14 protein-coding genes are annotated in these 15,666 nt (G+C 41.8%); 6 read left to right on the top strand and 8 right to left on the bottom strand.

The window, feature by feature from the left end; translation table 11 throughout:
• Positions 1-80: 80 nt before the first annotated feature.
• Together AB6811_RS03110 and hpt are read right to left on the bottom strand one after the other, a co-directional pair.
• Positions 81-1,121 (bottom strand): inorganic phosphate transporter, encoded by a 1,041-nt coding sequence (locus AB6811_RS03110; RefSeq protein WP_369488950.1) that lies wholly within the window; start codon positions 1,119-1,121, stop codon positions 81-83.
• A 149-nt stretch (positions 1,122-1,270) separates the two neighbouring features.
• Positions 1,271-1,810, bottom strand: a complete 540-nt coding sequence (hpt, locus tag AB6811_RS03105; RefSeq protein ID WP_369488948.1) for a hypoxanthine phosphoribosyltransferase — start codon at positions 1,808-1,810, stop codon at positions 1,271-1,273.
• 153 nt (positions 1,811-1,963) lie between these two features.
• Between hpt and AB6811_RS03100 the strand changes: the two genes are divergently transcribed.
• The 6 genes from AB6811_RS03100 (at position 1,964) to AB6811_RS03075 (ending at position 7,904) form a co-directional block, all read left to right on the top strand.
• Complete coding sequence (locus AB6811_RS03100) at positions 1,964-2,806, top strand: PorV/PorQ family protein (protein WP_369488946.1); 843 nt, start codon at positions 1,964-1,966, stop codon at positions 2,804-2,806.
• Positions 2,803-4,851, top strand: coding sequence for a helix-hairpin-helix domain-containing protein (locus AB6811_RS03095; RefSeq protein WP_369488944.1), 2,049 nt, complete (start codon positions 2,803-2,805; stop codon positions 4,849-4,851). The genes AB6811_RS03100 and AB6811_RS03095 overlap by 4 nt, the downstream gene beginning before the upstream one ends.
• A gap of 129 nt (positions 4,852-4,980) precedes the next feature.
• Positions 4,981-5,559 (top strand): YceI family protein, encoded by a 579-nt coding sequence (locus tag AB6811_RS03090; RefSeq protein WP_369488942.1) that lies wholly within the window; start codon positions 4,981-4,983, stop codon positions 5,557-5,559.
• Between the two features lie 28 nt (positions 5,560-5,587).
• Positions 5,588-6,835 carry a hypothetical protein gene (locus AB6811_RS03085; RefSeq protein WP_369488940.1) on the top strand — a complete coding sequence of 416 codons (1,248 nt, stop codon included), beginning with the start codon at positions 5,588-5,590 and terminating at the stop codon, positions 6,833-6,835.
• 38 nt (positions 6,836-6,873) lie between these two features.
• A complete protein-coding gene (locus tag AB6811_RS03080; RefSeq protein ID WP_369488938.1) occupies positions 6,874-7,473 on the top strand; it encodes a hypothetical protein in 600 nt (199 codons plus the stop codon).
• Entirely contained in the window at positions 7,452-7,904 is a 453-nt protein-coding gene (locus tag AB6811_RS03075) for an RrF2 family transcriptional regulator (protein WP_369488936.1), read from the top strand. The genes AB6811_RS03080 and AB6811_RS03075 overlap by 22 nt, the downstream gene beginning before the upstream one ends.
• 11 nt (positions 7,905-7,915) lie before the next feature.
• Here AB6811_RS03075 and AB6811_RS03070 read toward each other — a convergent pair whose 3' ends face one another.
• The 6 genes from AB6811_RS03070 to AB6811_RS03045 form a co-directional block, all read right to left on the bottom strand.
• Positions 7,916-10,171, bottom strand: a complete 2,256-nt coding sequence (locus AB6811_RS03070) for a DUF6311 domain-containing protein (RefSeq protein ID WP_369488934.1) — start codon at positions 10,169-10,171, stop codon at positions 7,916-7,918.
• A gap of 566 nt (positions 10,172-10,737) precedes the next feature.
• A complete protein-coding gene (locus AB6811_RS03065; protein WP_369488932.1) occupies positions 10,738-11,325 on the bottom strand; it encodes a hypothetical protein in 588 nt (195 codons plus the stop codon).
• Between the two features lie 17 nt (positions 11,326-11,342).
• Positions 11,343-12,392, bottom strand: a complete 1,050-nt coding sequence (locus tag AB6811_RS03060; protein ID WP_369489071.1) for a peptidoglycan DD-metalloendopeptidase family protein — start codon at positions 12,390-12,392, stop codon at positions 11,343-11,345.
• Positions 12,393-12,668: 276 nt separating this feature from the next.
• Complete coding sequence (locus AB6811_RS03055) at positions 12,669-14,111, bottom strand: lyase family protein (RefSeq protein ID WP_369488930.1); 1,443 nt, start codon at positions 14,109-14,111, stop codon at positions 12,669-12,671.
• Positions 14,112-15,188 (bottom strand): glutaminyl-peptide cyclotransferase, encoded by a 1,077-nt coding sequence (locus tag AB6811_RS03050; protein WP_369488928.1) that lies wholly within the window; start codon positions 15,186-15,188, stop codon positions 14,112-14,114. It abuts the gene before it with no gap.
• A 10-nt stretch (positions 15,189-15,198) separates the two neighbouring features.
• Entirely contained in the window at positions 15,199-15,618 is a 420-nt protein-coding gene (locus AB6811_RS03045; protein ID WP_369488926.1) for a BT0820 family HAD-type phosphatase, read from the bottom strand.
• Positions 15,619-15,666 lie beyond the last annotated feature (48 nt).

Genomic DNA, 15,666 nt, shown 5'->3' with positions numbered 1-15,666 from the left:
TAACTTCTTCATATTCCCTATATTCCACCTCATTCCTCTAGAAATAAGCCCGGTTGAATTTTTAACTTAACGTACTTAGGTTATAGGTATCCGTACTTATCGGCTAGGAAGGTAAGGTACCACGAAATAAGGAAAGCAATAATTGGTGCAATAAGCCACATCAGGAAAAACTTACGAACGGCTGTTTTTCTAAAGATATTTCGAGGTCCAAGGCGGGCAACGCCAATACCCAGTATTGCCCCAACATTGAGCTGAACCAGCGATGTGGGTATGCCCTTAAAGAGCGAGGCTGCAAGCAAAAGGCTTGCAGATATAATAGCAATTATTACTGCCTCAATTCGCCCAAACAGGAAGAGCTCTTTTCCTGTATTCCTGAGGATTTTCTCACCAAATAGCGAACTGCCTATGCCAAAGCTCGGGGCAACTATCATGGTTGACATAATCATGATAAGGATAAGCAGCCTTCCGCCCTGATTCCCCAAGCCCAGCTCGTTCATGGTCATTGAGGTTAAGGGCCCACTGGCATTTGCCACGTTGTTGGCACCAATGGAAAAGGCCACGTAAAGCGAGGCAAAAATTATTGCCCAACGCAGCATGTAATGGTCATTTATCCGGCTCGATATAGTATACCCCCTTCTCCGCAATGGGGTGTAAATGTACTTGCCAATTATTAGACTTAAGATGAATGCAATAATGGGCAGGATAAACCATGTGGGAATAACTTCAAAAAACACCTTGCGGGAATTAAGCTCATGGAAGTAAATGCCTGGAGCTATCACAGCTAGTACTGTTGATTGGCTTGTTGATTGTGGAATCCCAAAAAGGTTTGCCACAAGTAGCGAAATGGAAACCGCAAAAAGAATGATTGACACCTGGGCGTAGTTCATAAGCTCAGGGTTAACAAGTCCCTTACCCACCGTTGCTGAGGTTGCCTTGCCTGCAATTATTGCCCCTAAAAATACCATTAGCCCAAACAGGGCTGGTACCGAGGTCTTTTTTAGTACGTTTGCTCCAAAGGCAATTGAAAATGCTGGCCCTGTTCCACTACCCCCCATGTTGATGGACAGAAACATGGAGATAAGAAAGGGTATAATAAAATGGCTATTGACTAATGAATCCATATTTTACGAACTGCTCAACGGATTTCAAAGTTACCTTTTTTTGCTTTGGGTGTTGGTTTATTTAGCCGATTTTGATAAATATCAATCCTTAACTAAAAACAAAAACCCATCTGAAAATGCAGGTGGGCAATTGTTTAGGCTGTCATTTTCTAAATTAGAGTGTAAATATCTGGAAGGTTTCTACCAAGTCCGTCGTAATCGAGACCATAGCCTACTATAAAATCGTTGGGTATGCTACGGCCTATGTAATCGAGTTTAATATTGCCCTTATAGGCTTCAGGCTTAAAGAGCAGAGTGGCTACCCTTATCTCTTTTGGGTTAAGCTTGCGGAGCTCTTCGTATAGCTTACTTAAAGTAATGCCAGTATCAACAATATCCTCCAGAACAACAAGGGTCCTGCCGGTTACATTTTCGTTTAAGCCTATTAGCTCATTTACCTTACCGGTTGATGAGGTGCCCTGGTACGAGGCAAGTTTTACAAACGATACCTCACAGGGTACTGTAATCCGTTTTAACAGGTCGGCTGTGAACATAAAGGAACCATTAAGCACGCTAACAAAAAATGGAACTTCGCCACTCTTGGCAAAATCGTGGTTGATTTTTGATGCTACCAAGTCGATATCGTTCTGAATTTCTGCCTCGGGATAGCTTAACCGGAACTCCTTATCTTTTAGCTTGACCTGTTTCATGGTTTATCAAATTAAAATAAAGTGCAAAGTTAACTCCTTTTTTCGAACAGTTGCAACAATCAACATCAATAAGCTTTTCCGCTGCACATACCTTTTTACATTCCAATTGCATGTTTTTCAATTTCTTTTTAACTTGTGGTATAAACCGGATTTATGGAATTATTTCGGCAGCTTAGTATAGTACTACTTTTACTATTTCAATCCCTATCGGTTTATAGTCAAACTGATATCAGGCCTGTTTCCGGAGCGGCGGCTGCTATGGGAAACTGTTCGCTCTCCATGCAAGGCAATTGGGATGGTTTTACCAATCAGGCATCGTTAGCGTACCAGCGCCAGTTTTGGGTTGGAGCCCACCACGAGAATCGGTTTATGCTTTCAGAACTTGGCCTAAGCATGCTGGGGGTTGCAATCCCTGTAAAACCTGGTACTTTTGGTGTTGATATTTCACATTTGGGATTTAGCGGGTTTAGTACAAGTAGGGCTGGCTTGGGGTATGGAATGTTTCTGGGGAAACGTTTTGCTGCTGGGGTAGGGCTTGCCTTTACTCGTATGCAACTACCTGCCGATTACCGCAATGCCACCGCTTTTACTGTTGAGGGTGGAGTTCATTATATGCCAACCTCCAAGCTAACCTTTGGCTTTTACGTTTTTAATCCCACGGGCTCAACCTTCGACGATTTAGGCGATTTGCCCACTCTAATGGGCTTAGGCGTAACCTATTTGCCCTCACAAAATATTTTGCTTGCATTTCAAATTGACGACGACACCCAACGCGCACCCACCTTTCGGTTTGGACTTGAGTATAGGGTAATGGAACGAACGGCTTTGCGATTAGGTTACTCAGCAGCAAGCCCTGAGGGGATTACCGCTGGAGTAGGGTTACCCATTAAAGGCTTTGATATCGACTTTAGCTTAAGCCACCATCAGCAACTTGGTTTTACACCAAGCCTATCGGTTGCCTATTTGTTTGGCAAAAAAGATAATAAAGCCCAATGAAGGCGAAACACCTTTTGCTATCCCTTTTTGTTTTTGTGGCATTGGTAAGCAATGCTCAGCTGGTAACCGACCCGCAACAGGTTGTAGCCGATATCCTTGAGGAGATGGCTGCCAACTCCGATACTGAACAGGATTATTCGGAGCTAGTTGAGGATTTACTCCAACTTGCTGAGAGTCCTTTGAACCTAAATGCCGCACGTAAGTCCGATTTGCAAAAGCTATTTTTCCTTACCGATTTTCAGATTGAGAGCTTGCTAAGCTACCGCGATTCCACTGGCAAAATACTTAGTGTTTACGAATTGCAGTTAGTTCAGGGATTCGACCTGACTGATGTTGAGCGGCTTGCTCCGTTTGTTGTGGCTGGCGAGGTTATAAAACCATTGAAGTCTACCGATTTTACTCAGGGGAGGCACGATATTTTCACTCGTTTCAAGACAACCCTCCAAACCCCAGTTGGCTATAGGAGCGATTATGGCGGTGCGAGCAGTTACTTAGGGAGCAAGCATGCAATTTACACCCGTTACCGTTACAGGGCAAACCGGTTGCAACTTGGGGTTACAGCCGAGAACGATGCCGGTGAGCCACTCCTCGACGGAACCTTTCCTTCCGGTTTCGATTACCTTGCAGGCTACGCAATGGTTTCGGATGTTGGGAAAGTTAAACGCCTTGTGGTTGGTGATTTCCGTGCTGAATTTGGACAAGGGCTTACATTTTGGAATAGTTTAACCTTCGGAAAATCGGCGAACGTAATGGGGCTACATAAGCGGGGCAGGGGGATTGTGCCGCATTCCTCAGCTTACGAATCGCTTTTTTTGAGGGGTGCAGGCATCACTTTAAACCTCAAGAATATCGATTTTAGCCTACTAACTTCATACCAAAAAATTGATGCCAGCCTTGCGGACACCATGAGCATTGACGAAATGGCATTTTCATCGTTGCCAGAAACCGGTTACCACCGAACGGCTTCGGAAATTGCAAGCCGACGAAATATTCCAGAACTGGTAACCGGCAGTAATATAACCCTAACCTTTAATAAGCTAAAGCTTGGCACAACTGCTGTTTACAGCAGAATTTATGGTGAAAACCTAAACAGTCAACCCATTTACAGCCTAACGCCTGCCTCTACCGAGAAACTTGCTATGGGAATAAATGCCGATTACTACTACCGTCAGCATCTGTTTTTTGGTGAGATTGCTATCAATATTTTCTCGCAGAAAATGGCAGTCCTTGCCGGTGGGCAGTTGAAGCTAAGTAACCGAGTGCATCTTTCGGTTTTAGGGAGGAACTATAGCACAACCTTTAACCCCCGTTACACTGCTGCCCTTGCTGAGGGCTCAGGTGCTACCAATGAAAAGGGATTACTGATGGGGTTAAGATTGCTAGCCGCAAAAGGATGGAAAATATCGGGCTATATTGACCTTTACCAATTCCCATGGATGCGCTATGGGGTTTACTCGCCTTCGGCAGGGAGAGATTTTCTTTTCCTTTCGGAACACTCGCTAAATGCATATTTTCAGGTAAGTTTTCGTTTCCGTTACAAGCAGGATGAGAAAAATATGACTGGTGATAATATTCCGATAGCATCAACACTAACCCAAACCCGACAAGGTTTCCGTACTCAACTTACCTATCAGCCAAACCCTTTGGTAAACCTGAGGTCAACCCTGGAGATCTCGAACTATAGAACCGATAGCCTTTCCGGTGGTGAATATGGATACCTGCTAGCTCAGGATATAAACATTAACCTGCAAAAAACACCGCTGAGCATCAGGTTACGCTTTGCCATTTTCGATACAGAATCATGGAATACCCGCCTTTACTCGTACGAGAGCGATTTGCTTTACTCCTTTACGGTTCCAGCCTACTACTCTAACGGAACCAGAATTATGGCGATGCTTAAATACTCACCCTCAAAGGGTGTTGATTTCTGGCTACGATATGCTCAAACCTACTACCCCGGTTCGGCAACTATAGGGTCAGGCCCTGACCTTATTATGGGGAATACCCGTAGCGAGGTGAAGTGTATGGTTAGGGTAAAATTTTGATTGGCTAAGCTGCATATTCATCCCTTTTAGATTGATATAAATCAATTTGAGGTAAAAAGTAAAACTTATTTCATAAAATTGCGTTAAACTACTAAAATGATAGTATAAGTAGTTTAAAAAAATACACCTATGAGCAAAAAGTTTTCCATATTAGTTCTGCTGTTCTACTCGGTTTTAGCCGCAGGTATGACTCTTCACATTACAATGTGGAGTGTGAATAAATCTTCCATAAAAATTGCAGGGACTTCGTCGTTGCATGATTGGGAGATGAAAGTGGAAAGTGTGCAATCGGTTCAACAAATTGAGATTAATGCCAATGAATTGGTAATTCACTCAATAGAATTAACAATTCCAGTAAAAAGCATAACCAGCGATAACTCCATAATGGATAGCAAGACATTTGATGCATTAAAGGGCAAACAGTTTCCCTTTGTAAAGTTTATCGCCACGCAGTCAAAGCTAGCCCTTGAAAAGGGTGCATTTAAGGGCAAAATTATGGGAATGCTTGAAATTGCAGGCAAAAAGCGACAGGTTGAAATACCTATTGCTGGGGTAGTAAAAAGCAACAATATGCTGGAGGTTAAAGGCGATTATAGGATTGATATGACTCAGTATGGAGTTGACCCCCCCACTGCCATGTTTGGCGCATTAAAAACCGGAAAGGATGTGTTAGTTAGATTCAGCTTTGAACTTTCTACAAATCAATAAAAACAACAACAAACTAAATTAATCAAGTATGAAAAGAACATTAATTACTCTTCTTGCACTTTTTGGGTTAAGCTATTCTTATGCCCAGTTTGAGTCGCCACAAGTAAAAGGCGAAGATTTTGAAAAAATCAAGGTAAAAGTAGGTGGTGATTTTGCCCTTCAGTACCAGTCAATAAAGCATCACGCCGATAGTTTATTGATTCCTCTTGGGACAGGTTTTAACCTACCAACAGCAAACTTTAACCTTGATGTAGAGCTAGCTCAAGGGGTTGTGCTGAACTTGCAAACCTACCTGTCGTCGCGTCACCATAATGAGGCTTGGGTTAAGGGAGGTTACTTAATGTTCGATGAGCTTCCATTTCTTCACTCTGAAATTGTTGATCAAGTAATGGATAAGCTAACAATTTGGGTTGGTGACATGGAGATTAACTACGGGGATGCCCATTTCCGTAGATCGGACAATGGTAAGGTAATTAATAATCCCTTTGTTGGAAACTATATTATGGATGCATTTACCACAGCGCCAGCTCTTGAAGTAATGTACCGTAACAACGGGATACTACTAATGGCAGCTACCTCAACCGGCCAGCTTCGTCAGGATTTAACCCTTTATTCCGGGGGAAATTTTACAGCCTACGATGCACACAAGGAGTTAGGATTTTACTGGAAAGCCGGGTACGATAAGAACTTTTCTGAGAAAATTAGAGCTCGCTTAACTCTTTCGGGTTACCATATGCCTGAAAGCAACCACAGAAATACGCTTTACGGCGGCGATAGGGCAGGTTCAAGGTATTACCTGGTAATGAATCTTGCCAAAAACGGTGCTACTGCTGCTGATATCAAATCAAATCATTTAAATACATATTTCTCACCTGGTGCAGCTACCAAAACTAACTCATACATGCTAAACCTGTTTAGTAGGGTTTATGGTTTTGAGTTCTTTGGTACCTATGAGAATGCAAAGGGATTATATCCTAGTGCTAAGGAATTTAAGTTCAATCAAATTGCTGCAGAGTTGCTTTACCGGTTTGGTAAGGATGAAAATTTCTTTGTAGGTGCACGTTACAATGTGGTAAAGGGTAATAAGGATGCTGCCAATTCAGCAAGCGTTGATCAAACTGTTGATAGAATACAGCTTGGTGCTGGTTGGGCTATTCTAAAGTCAACTTTGGTTAAACTTGAGTATGTAAAACAGAATTACAAAGAGTTTACTGGAGTTTATGGTGCCGATGCCGGTTTTAATGGGATAATGTTTGAGGCTACAGTCAGCTTTTAATTAGCTTTACGGTAATAACTGCCTATGTCGTAGTAATTATGAATACTCTATCACATATTATTAACTTACTACGGCATAGGCTTTTAATCTTTTTTTGCTTTTTTGTCATTGCTTGCTTTTCAGCATATACACAACCCCCTTTAAATCATGGTACAATTTGCGATGGTTACATATCTATAAGTGGTAACACAAATATTTCAGGGTTTAGGTTAAAGGCTGAATTATCGAATTGGGTATTATATTTTGATCCTTTTGAGGAGGCTTTCAGTTTAAAAGTTCCCCTTGAGAACTTTAAAGCAAATTTTGAAATGATAGAATCGGACTTTCAAAAAATGCTTAGAGCCAATATTTACCCTCAAATTGAAATAAGATTCCCTAACAAGAATTTGAAAAATTATGTATTAACACCTGTAGAAGTTATTATTGCCGGGAAAAAAATAACAAAAGTTATCCGGCCAGAAATTAAAACCACCACTGACCAAAGGAGTATTATTGGAAATACTGAAATTAACTGGAAAACTTTAGGACTTTCTCCTCCAAAACGATTTAATGGACTAATAACAATTGACGAGTCAATAAATATTAAATTTGTATTGAATATTAAAAATTATGAGCAATGCGATTTAACACAAAAGTAAGATATGGTTTACGGGTAATGATTGATATTGCTTTGAACAACGGGAATGACTGTAAGGGTGTGTTCCAAAAGGACATTGCGTTACGACAAAAAATTTCATTTAAGTACCTCGACCACATTATTAATTCCCTTAAAGTGGCAAAGCTTATAGTAAGGCCCTCTTTAAAGTCGGGCTACTTTTTAGCTAGGCCAGCAAATGAAATTTCGCTTTTGGATATTGAAAGAGCATTTAATGCAAACGATGATCTACAGGAATGCCTGAACAATCCAAGTTCTTGTCAGCTGAGCTCATGCTGTAAAGCTCGCAAGGTGTGGTCAAATTTAAACAGTAAAATACTTGACTTCATGAAAAGTACTATGTTGTCAGATATTATTCAAAGCGAGGAATATGATTGCAATATGATTGTATCCGAAGAAAATCAAAACCTGTAGCAAGTTTCAAATCACCATTGAAAAAGTCTGTTATTTACTAGTGTCACATCGTTTTTCTTCAGAATTACATTATCCTTTTCCCCCTTGATTAAAAAATTATCAATGTAAACATCTCCGCTTTTAGCCAGCAAGGGAGCAACCGAAATGCAAATAAAATCGGACGGGTTGTTGAGCTTCAGGTTATACTCCACCAATGCCCAATCGTTCCAGAATGCTTTTGTTTTCTCCATAAAACCAAACCCATTCCAGGTTTCCCACTTTCCTTCCTCTTTACCGGTAACAATCTCAATACGGTTGCGGGGTACAATATCTGCTTTCATGCGGTTAACCCAGAACGACACAGTTATTTCCGATGAGCTGTTGTTTGGCAAGCGCCCCCAGTAAAGGTTTGTGTAACCCCGTCGGTTTATCTTGAGCGCCCCGTTTCCTGTAAACGCTATGGGTGTGGGAGTGCTCTCAAATTCCTGAAAGTAGTAATTACCAGAAATGCTATCGGCCATTCCAGGGGTAGCATTAAGGTACTCATTACGGTATACCTCGGGCAGCTTAGCAAGGTCGGCCACTTTCAACCTTCGTAGCTCATACCCCCAGAGTGTGTCAATTGGGGTTGATATGGTAATAATTCGGCGTTCATTCTGGTTTATTTGGTCGCAATGTGGGTCAACAAATAAAAGGATATCCTTACCATGGTTGTAGTATTTAAGCACGGGGTATTCCTGGAGCGGTTCCATAATCAGGTTGAGGTTTTCCACGCATTGCCAAACCGATGATCGGCTTGTGTAGGTGGCGTTAAGGGGCAACCCAGTTAGCTGCGATAAGGCATACATCTTTACCATGGAACCAAAGCAGGCCGATTCGTGCCAGTAGTTTTCGCTTCCCACGCTAAAAAAGGGAATTGGCATGATGGCCTGAAACTCATCAATATTGATATTGGGCTTACTGTTTGAATGAAAGGCATAATCCAACTCAGGTAGGTTATTGTTGATAAAGTGTTTTTGCGATTTGCTATGAAACCAGGCATCGTAGAGCAAAATGGTTATTGGAATTACCAGTAAAATCCTGTAAACAGGTTTATACCCTTTAGCTTTCTGCCAAATTAGGTAAAACGCCACAATGTTCATGGTGTAGTAGAAAAGCCATGCAAATCGACCTATACCACGGAACTGACGAATAGGCCCAAGGTATTCCAGCAGGAACTCCATCTTAAAGATAAACGGAATTCCAAATGAGAATAAAAGGAGTAAAAACGACAGCCAGAAAAGCCGATCCATTAGAGGTTGACTGGTTATGGCAAGGGTTTTTCCCCAACGTCTATTAACAGCATTTTTAATTAAGCTGAAAAGGCCTATTAAAAAAATGATTGTAGACACCAATCCAACATAGGCAATTCCCTCCCACTGGAGGTTACGTATTTTTACAAGGCTATTTAGCCAGCCCCAGTAAGGGCGACCCGGCGAAAGAAACACCGACTCAGGGAAAGCCCGGTAAAACAGAAAACCCCATGGCCATGTTGTTCGATCCTCAACGGGCTCTATGTACAAAATTAGGGTAGGGACAACAATAAGAGGAATAGCAATTTGCAGCACCACGTGTAACCACTGTTTGCGCCATTCAAACTCCTTACGCCAAGGCTTTTGCCAGAGCCAGTAGGCCAAAAACATCACCATGTAGAAAGTGAAAAAGTAACCATGGGTTATTGATGCCCACATTCCAGCAAAAAGAATGAGTACTGATAGACCAATACTTTTTTGGCGGTGGAACTTTAGCAAAAGCAGAATGAATAACGGAAGCACAATGGTGTAGCTCAAGGCAAAATGCCCTCCAATCCTGTCAATTTGAGGGGAAAGGAAAGTAATCCCTATAGCCACAAGTAACGAGTACCAAATGGGTAGATTAAGATGTTTAAAAATCAGGTAGATTACAAGAACCGTGAGGGCAATGCTAATCAGAATCAGAAGGTTATGTATGGCTACAGTGTAAGGGCTAACATCGTATATGTTTTGTGATATGAACTTAATGGTATTGCTTACAATTGGCTGCGAACCCGCAAAGAAGATACTCTCGCCAAAGGGATAATTCATGCTGTTGGAATGTATGTAGCTATTATCGTGCTTAATGTGGTAGAATGTGGCATAGTAGTCCTTTGCACCATCGCCGCTTTGGGCAAAGTATCTGTGATTAATATTTTTAACTACATCGCCAGCAAACAGGTAGGTAAAAAGTAACCCAACAGCAACAACCACTATGTATTCAGTAAATTTTTTCATATGTAGGAAAACATTTTGTTAAACAACCCTCATTTGCGTTCATCTTCAAACGCCTGCTATAACGACAATTCTGTTCAGCAATTTTCAGTAAAACTAGTAAAATTCCTCGTTCACACGTGTGAAATGGTTTTTAAAAATATGTACAGGCCAAAGCGCAACGTTTAACTTAGGCGGAACGTAAGCAACTGTAGGTGAAACCGCTAAAATGTACGGATGGCGGTGCGGCCGCCACCCAACCTCCTTTAATTTAATGATTTTAAAGACTGGACTGATACAGGGAATTGTAACAATAGCATGAATCAAACGACGAACGCGAGTAGGGGGCGGGACAGGCAATGCCTCGTGAAGTCCCGGCTTAGGGAAAAAACATCAAACAAAGTTCTGGTTAAACCAGTAATGGATGGTGAAGATAAGCATGTAATCTTTAAGATGATTGATACCATGCTCACCAAAAAGAAGTTTAAAGCCTTCTTTCCAAAAAGACGTTGCTGCATTATAAGTAAAGAGCCTCGGATTTCCGAGGTTCTTTATTTTAAGTTATTGATTGTTTGTGCTATCCAATTAACTCAACGATAGTTGTATTTTAATTCGTTTGTTTCAGTATTAAAAATGCATTTTAATACCCCAGCTTTATACAACTTCCAGTCATTATCGTTTCTTGGCTTAAAATTTACATCTTTTAAAAAAGAAATTATAATATCCTTTCCATTTTGAAGTATTCGAATATCTTTTATTGGATATTCTAAACTCTCACACGTTTGACAAGGTAAAGAAATTAAAAACTCTCCTATTTTTACTATTTTCCCTTCTGTGATATAGTAAGCATAAATTAAAGGATAAATTTCGTATTCTGTTTCCCATAAAACAACGTAAGACTCATTACTTTGTGATTGAAAGCTATGTATCTTTGATTTATACGGGCTAAAATCTACTTTATCTATCAATTTTTTCTTTTCCCATTCAGCATTTGAGTAATACATAAAGAGCTGATAAAGGCTACTGTCAGTACTAAAATAAAAACAATCTTTTGTATTAATACAAATCTGATTTTGGAGCTTAATTTGAAAGGAATTTTGCAGTTTAAATTCCAAGTTGGAATGCCCGCCACAGGAAACAAATGCAAGCATAAGCAAAATATAATATAATCTCATCATTAAGTTATTTATTGTTATCACTTCCACCAAGGCATTACAAAACCCTGTAAACCATTTACAGGACGCCAAACAGCAATATGAACATGCGTTGGAAATGAAGTTCCGGCCAAGTTTCCAAGCCGTCCCATTTCACCAATTTTTTCTCCAGCTGAAACCATTTTATTAATAGATACAACGCTCTTTGACATATGGCCATAATCTACATTGTATGTTTTCCCATTAATAGTTGATGATGTTCTTACAAAGTTTTCTCCATATTCCTTAGAGCCGCCTATTTTAATTACTTTTCCATCGTACATAGCAAAAACATCATCCCCTTCTTTGCCCGCATAATCAACTCCGTAGTGAGCTTTTGCGCCTCCATTTCGTGTCATACCATATTTGCCATAATTAGGATTAGTTGATGTTTCGGCTATTTCACCAGTAGCTGTAGGTTTAGCGCCGGCAGGAATTTCTTCATCTAAAAACGTTCCAAAACCACTTCCTCCGACCTCATTAACACTTCCATTCCAAAAATCAGAACCACTCCTTACTGCGTCAATACCAGCAATTGTCCCTCCTATTAAACCACCAGAAATTCCGCCAATTAAACCTCCTTTCAAACCAGCTACTAAACCATCTCCAAAGTTGCTCCCATTCATCCAAGAGTTTCCAGCCCCTCCGATAAAGCCTCCAGCAAATCCAGAGGCAGCCCCAATTGTTGCTCCACCCGCAAATCCTCCATAGCCAATTGCACCTGCAACCGCACCTCCAACAAAAGCACCTCCAGCTCCAGCTAAAGCGCCAATTCCTGCAGCCATAAAGAAATCTCCGGCACTATTAATGTGACCAGACATACCTTGTACAGCTACATTTATAATTGCCCCTATTGCAGCTGCAAAAAGAATATCATCAATTACAAATATTTCTCCCGTCGGATCAGTATATTTCAGCGGGTTGTTGAGGCAGTATGCGTACCGGTTAAAGTTCTGGGTGAAATCGGGAGCCTGAACAAAGTTATCGGGGCTAAGGAAGCGGCCCAGCACGGGGTCGTACACCCGTCCGTTCATGTTTATTATGCCAAACAGCGGCTCGTGCTTCCCGCCTTAGGCGGGACAGGCAATGCCTCGCGAAACCCTGGCGTAGGCGGTGAATTTCATCGTAGAACTTGACATGGCTTATACACTCAAAGAACACAAGGTAAAGTTAGTAAATTTTTAAAAAACCGGTATGCTTTAAAGCAAAATTCTGGGTGCTCAACAACGGGTAAACCACTCCCACAAGGCAATACACCATATTGGGCACTTCTTCCTGCACGCATCTGAAGATGCGGGCCAACTAGGTAATGAAATAGATATTGAGAATTAATCAATCACCTCGCGAAACGAGAAACCCAGCTTAAGCAGGTTGTTTGGTTTTACCAATTCAACCAGTTTTTCTTCCGGAATTAGTTTCAGGTTTTGGTTGGCGCTGAAAATATCAATTTTTTTCAGACGCATTTCCTGCGCAAGCATTGCAGCCCGGTTAAATCCAATAATCGGGAGCAGGGCTGTGGTTATGGATGGATTAAACATCAGTAGCTGAGCCGATTTCTCAGAGTCGATCTCAATGCCATTGAGTAAATGGCTTGCAAGGGCTTGGTTGGCAGCAATCAGTAGCTTTATGGAATCAATCATGGCGTGTCCAATGGTTGGCAGGTATGCGTTTAGGTCAAGCGCACCCTGTCCGGCAAGGTTTGAGATAAGCATATCGTTGGTGTAAACCCGATGGGCAATGCTTACTACAAATTCAGGGATTACGGGGTTTACCTTGCCAGGCATAATTGAGCTGCCCACCTGTCGTTTGGGAATGCTAATTGCATTGCCCGCAATATCCGACGCCAGCAGGCGTATATCCGATGCCATTTTCTCAATATTCACTGCATGGGCTTTGAGAATGGCATGTACCTCAACAAATGAATCGAGGTTTGCTGTGGCATCGTTTAGGTTTTCGCTGCGGGTAAACGGGAATCCGGTTAGCTGTTGCAGGTGCTTAACCACCTCCATTACAAAGAAACGGGGTGTTCCCACTGCAGTACCAATGGCTCCTCCTCCAAGGTTAACAACCTTTATACGCTCAAAGCATTTTGAAACCCTCCACCAATCGCGCGATAGCGCTTCGCTGTAAGTGCTGAACAGCTGTCCGTACGACGATGGTACCGCTGCCTGTAGCTGCGTGTAACCTATGCGCAATGAGTTTCGGTGGCTTTTCTCAATGGTTTCAACTGCCTGGCGGGTGTTATTGATTAGCTCCTCGAGCAGGGTTAACAACCTTACCACGGCTACCCTAAGTGCTGTTGGTACCGTATCGTTTGTGCTTTGGTAAACATTGGCCTGCTCAATGGGATCGATAACCGTGTAGTTGCCGGGATTATGGCCAAGCCTGATGAGTGTTGCGTTAGCAATTATCTCGTTAACATTCATGTTAATACTTGTACCAGCACCTCCCTGAATGGCCGGGACAATGAAACTGTCGAAGTACTTGCCCTCATGCACTTCGCCTGCAACTGCAATTAGGGCATTTACTACGTTGGGCGGAATAAAACCTTTGCTATAGTGGTATAAATTTTCTTCCTGGAGTGCCTTAACCATTTCCGCATAGGTAAGGTAACATGCCTGTTTTACCAGTCCCATAGCCTGGTACCACTCAACATGGAACTGTGTGGTATCAGGAAAATTATCTTTTGCCCTTACCGAGTGTATTCCGTAAAGTGCATCGGCAGGGATTTGTAAACTTCCAAGGTAATCGGTTTCAGTGCGGGTTGTCATCTACTTTTTCTTTATGAATTCAACCTGAAATAGTTTACCCCATAGCTTTCCGGTAACAAAAATTCGCTTTCCATTGGGGTCGTATGCTATACCGTTTAATACATCTTCCTTGCCGGTTCGTTGGGCAGTAGTTAAAAGTCCCTGCATGTCAATATTTCCTTCTACCACTCCGGTTTCGGGGTTAATTATTACTATCCTATCGGTCAGATAAACATTAGCGTAAATTTTACCATCAATGTACTCTAGCTCGTTAAGCATTTTAACGGGCCCATTGTTGTCAAATACTTCAATTCTCCTGAGCTCACTAAAACCACTTGGCTCTCTAAAGTAGATAGTATTTGAGCCATCGCTCATTATAAGTTCGTTTCCATTGGTGGTTAGCCCCCAGCCCTGCGTGGTATAGCTGAAAGTGTTTAAGGGTTTAAAAGTGGCAGCATCGTAAACAAAGCCTGTACCGTTTGTCCAGGTAAGCTGGTAAATTTTATCATCAAGAATGGCAATGCCTTCGCCAAAGTATTCCCTGCTTAGGTTTACGCTCTGTAATATTTTGCCAGTTTCCAGCTCAACCTTTCTTAAACTCGATGCGCCTTGCTGACCAGTACCCTCGTACAGGTAGCCGTTATGGTAGAATAAACCCTGAGTGTAGGCTTCGGGGTCGTGCGGATAGGCTTTTACTATTCGGTAACTGTAGCTGGCAGGTTTTGTATTCGATTTGAGCTTTACGGAAATTGATGCCGTTTGCCTGCGCCCATTTTTCCATGCTGTAGCATTCAGCTGAATTGTGCCGGGTTTACCAGCTTGCGTTTGTAAGATGAACGATAAATTGCTAACTTTCTGAATTCGTTCGCTGTTACGGTAAAACACAATGGAGTCGGGCTGAATGGTATCGGTTAGTTTAATTGTAATATCAATGCTTTCGCCGGCTGTGAATATTGAACCACTTGTGGGCTTGTCGAACCGGATAAGATGCAAAGGATTCTCTGCTGGAATACTAGTGGTATCGGGCAGTTGATCCTTTCGGCCATTTGTGCAAGCAACGGCTAGAACTAATAGCAAAATTGAAATTCTTTGTAGCATAAAATAGATGTTAAATACCAAAGATACGTCGTACAAAACTTTTCGTTTTATACTGTTTTAAAACCTTTTTCTGCGAAACCTCATAGGGCTCGTTGGGGCAAAGCATGCTGAACACCTTATCCCAACCGGGAAATCCACCCAGGTTGCGATCGTCAATAAAAACATCAACATCGAGCTTACGGGGAGTCTCCGGGTCAAGAATCTCTTCAGGGTGGTTGCGATTAACTGCGTAGAATTCAACCCCATTCTGGCGGCAGAACTCCACAGCCTCCTCGAGCAGTTCACCGGTTCGCACAGTCCATAGGATAAGGACAAAGCCTCTTTTTTGAAGTTCCTTAAGGGTTTCAAAGGCAAATAGCATGGGCTTTCCCAACTGGGGATACTCATTCTCCACAATTGTACCATCAAAATCAACTGCCACCCTGAGCATGATGCTAAAGCTTAGAATAAAAATCAAAACTACAAATTTATACGCAAG

It is taken from the genome of Tenuifilum sp. 4138str, from assembly GCF_041102575.1.
GTDB classification, from domain to species: domain Bacteria; phylum Bacteroidota; class Bacteroidia; order Bacteroidales; family Tenuifilaceae; genus Tenuifilum; species Tenuifilum osseticum.
This window is presented reverse-complemented; position numbering and strand designations above follow the sequence as displayed.

Bases quoted from the DNA above. Each gene is read 5' to 3' on its own strand.
- AB6811_RS03110 (WP_369488950.1), bottom strand. From the start codon at position 1,121: ATGGATTCATTAGTCAATAGCCATTTTATTATACCCTTTCTTATCTCC.
- hpt (WP_369488948.1), bottom strand. From the start codon at position 1,810: ATGAAACAGGTCAAGCTAAAAGATAAGGAGTTCCGGTTAAGCTATCCC.
- AB6811_RS03100 (WP_369488946.1), top strand. From the start codon at position 1,964: ATGGAATTATTTCGGCAGCTTAGTATAGTACTACTTTTACTATTTCAA.
- AB6811_RS03095 (WP_369488944.1), top strand. From the start codon at position 2,803: ATGAAGGCGAAACACCTTTTGCTATCCCTTTTTGTTTTTGTGGCATTG.
- AB6811_RS03090 (WP_369488942.1), top strand. From the start codon at position 4,981: ATGAGCAAAAAGTTTTCCATATTAGTTCTGCTGTTCTACTCGGTTTTA.
- AB6811_RS03085 (WP_369488940.1), top strand. From the start codon at position 5,588: ATGAAAAGAACATTAATTACTCTTCTTGCACTTTTTGGGTTAAGCTAT.
- AB6811_RS03080 (WP_369488938.1), top strand. From the start codon at position 6,874: ATGAATACTCTATCACATATTATTAACTTACTACGGCATAGGCTTTTA.
- AB6811_RS03075 (WP_369488936.1), top strand. From the start codon at position 7,452: ATGCGATTTAACACAAAAGTAAGATATGGTTTACGGGTAATGATTGAT.
- AB6811_RS03070 (WP_369488934.1), bottom strand. From the start codon at position 10,171: ATGAAAAAATTTACTGAATACATAGTGGTTGTTGCTGTTGGGTTACTT.
- AB6811_RS03065 (WP_369488932.1), bottom strand. From the start codon at position 11,325: ATGATGAGATTATATTATATTTTGCTTATGCTTGCATTTGTTTCCTGT.
- AB6811_RS03055 (WP_369488930.1), bottom strand. From the start codon at position 14,111: ATGACAACCCGCACTGAAACCGATTACCTTGGAAGTTTACAAATCCCT.
- AB6811_RS03050 (WP_369488928.1), bottom strand. From the start codon at position 15,188: ATGCTACAAAGAATTTCAATTTTGCTATTAGTTCTAGCCGTTGCTTGC.
- AB6811_RS03045 (WP_369488926.1), bottom strand. From the start codon at position 15,618: ATGCTCAGGGTGGCAGTTGATTTTGATGGTACAATTGTGGAGAATGAG.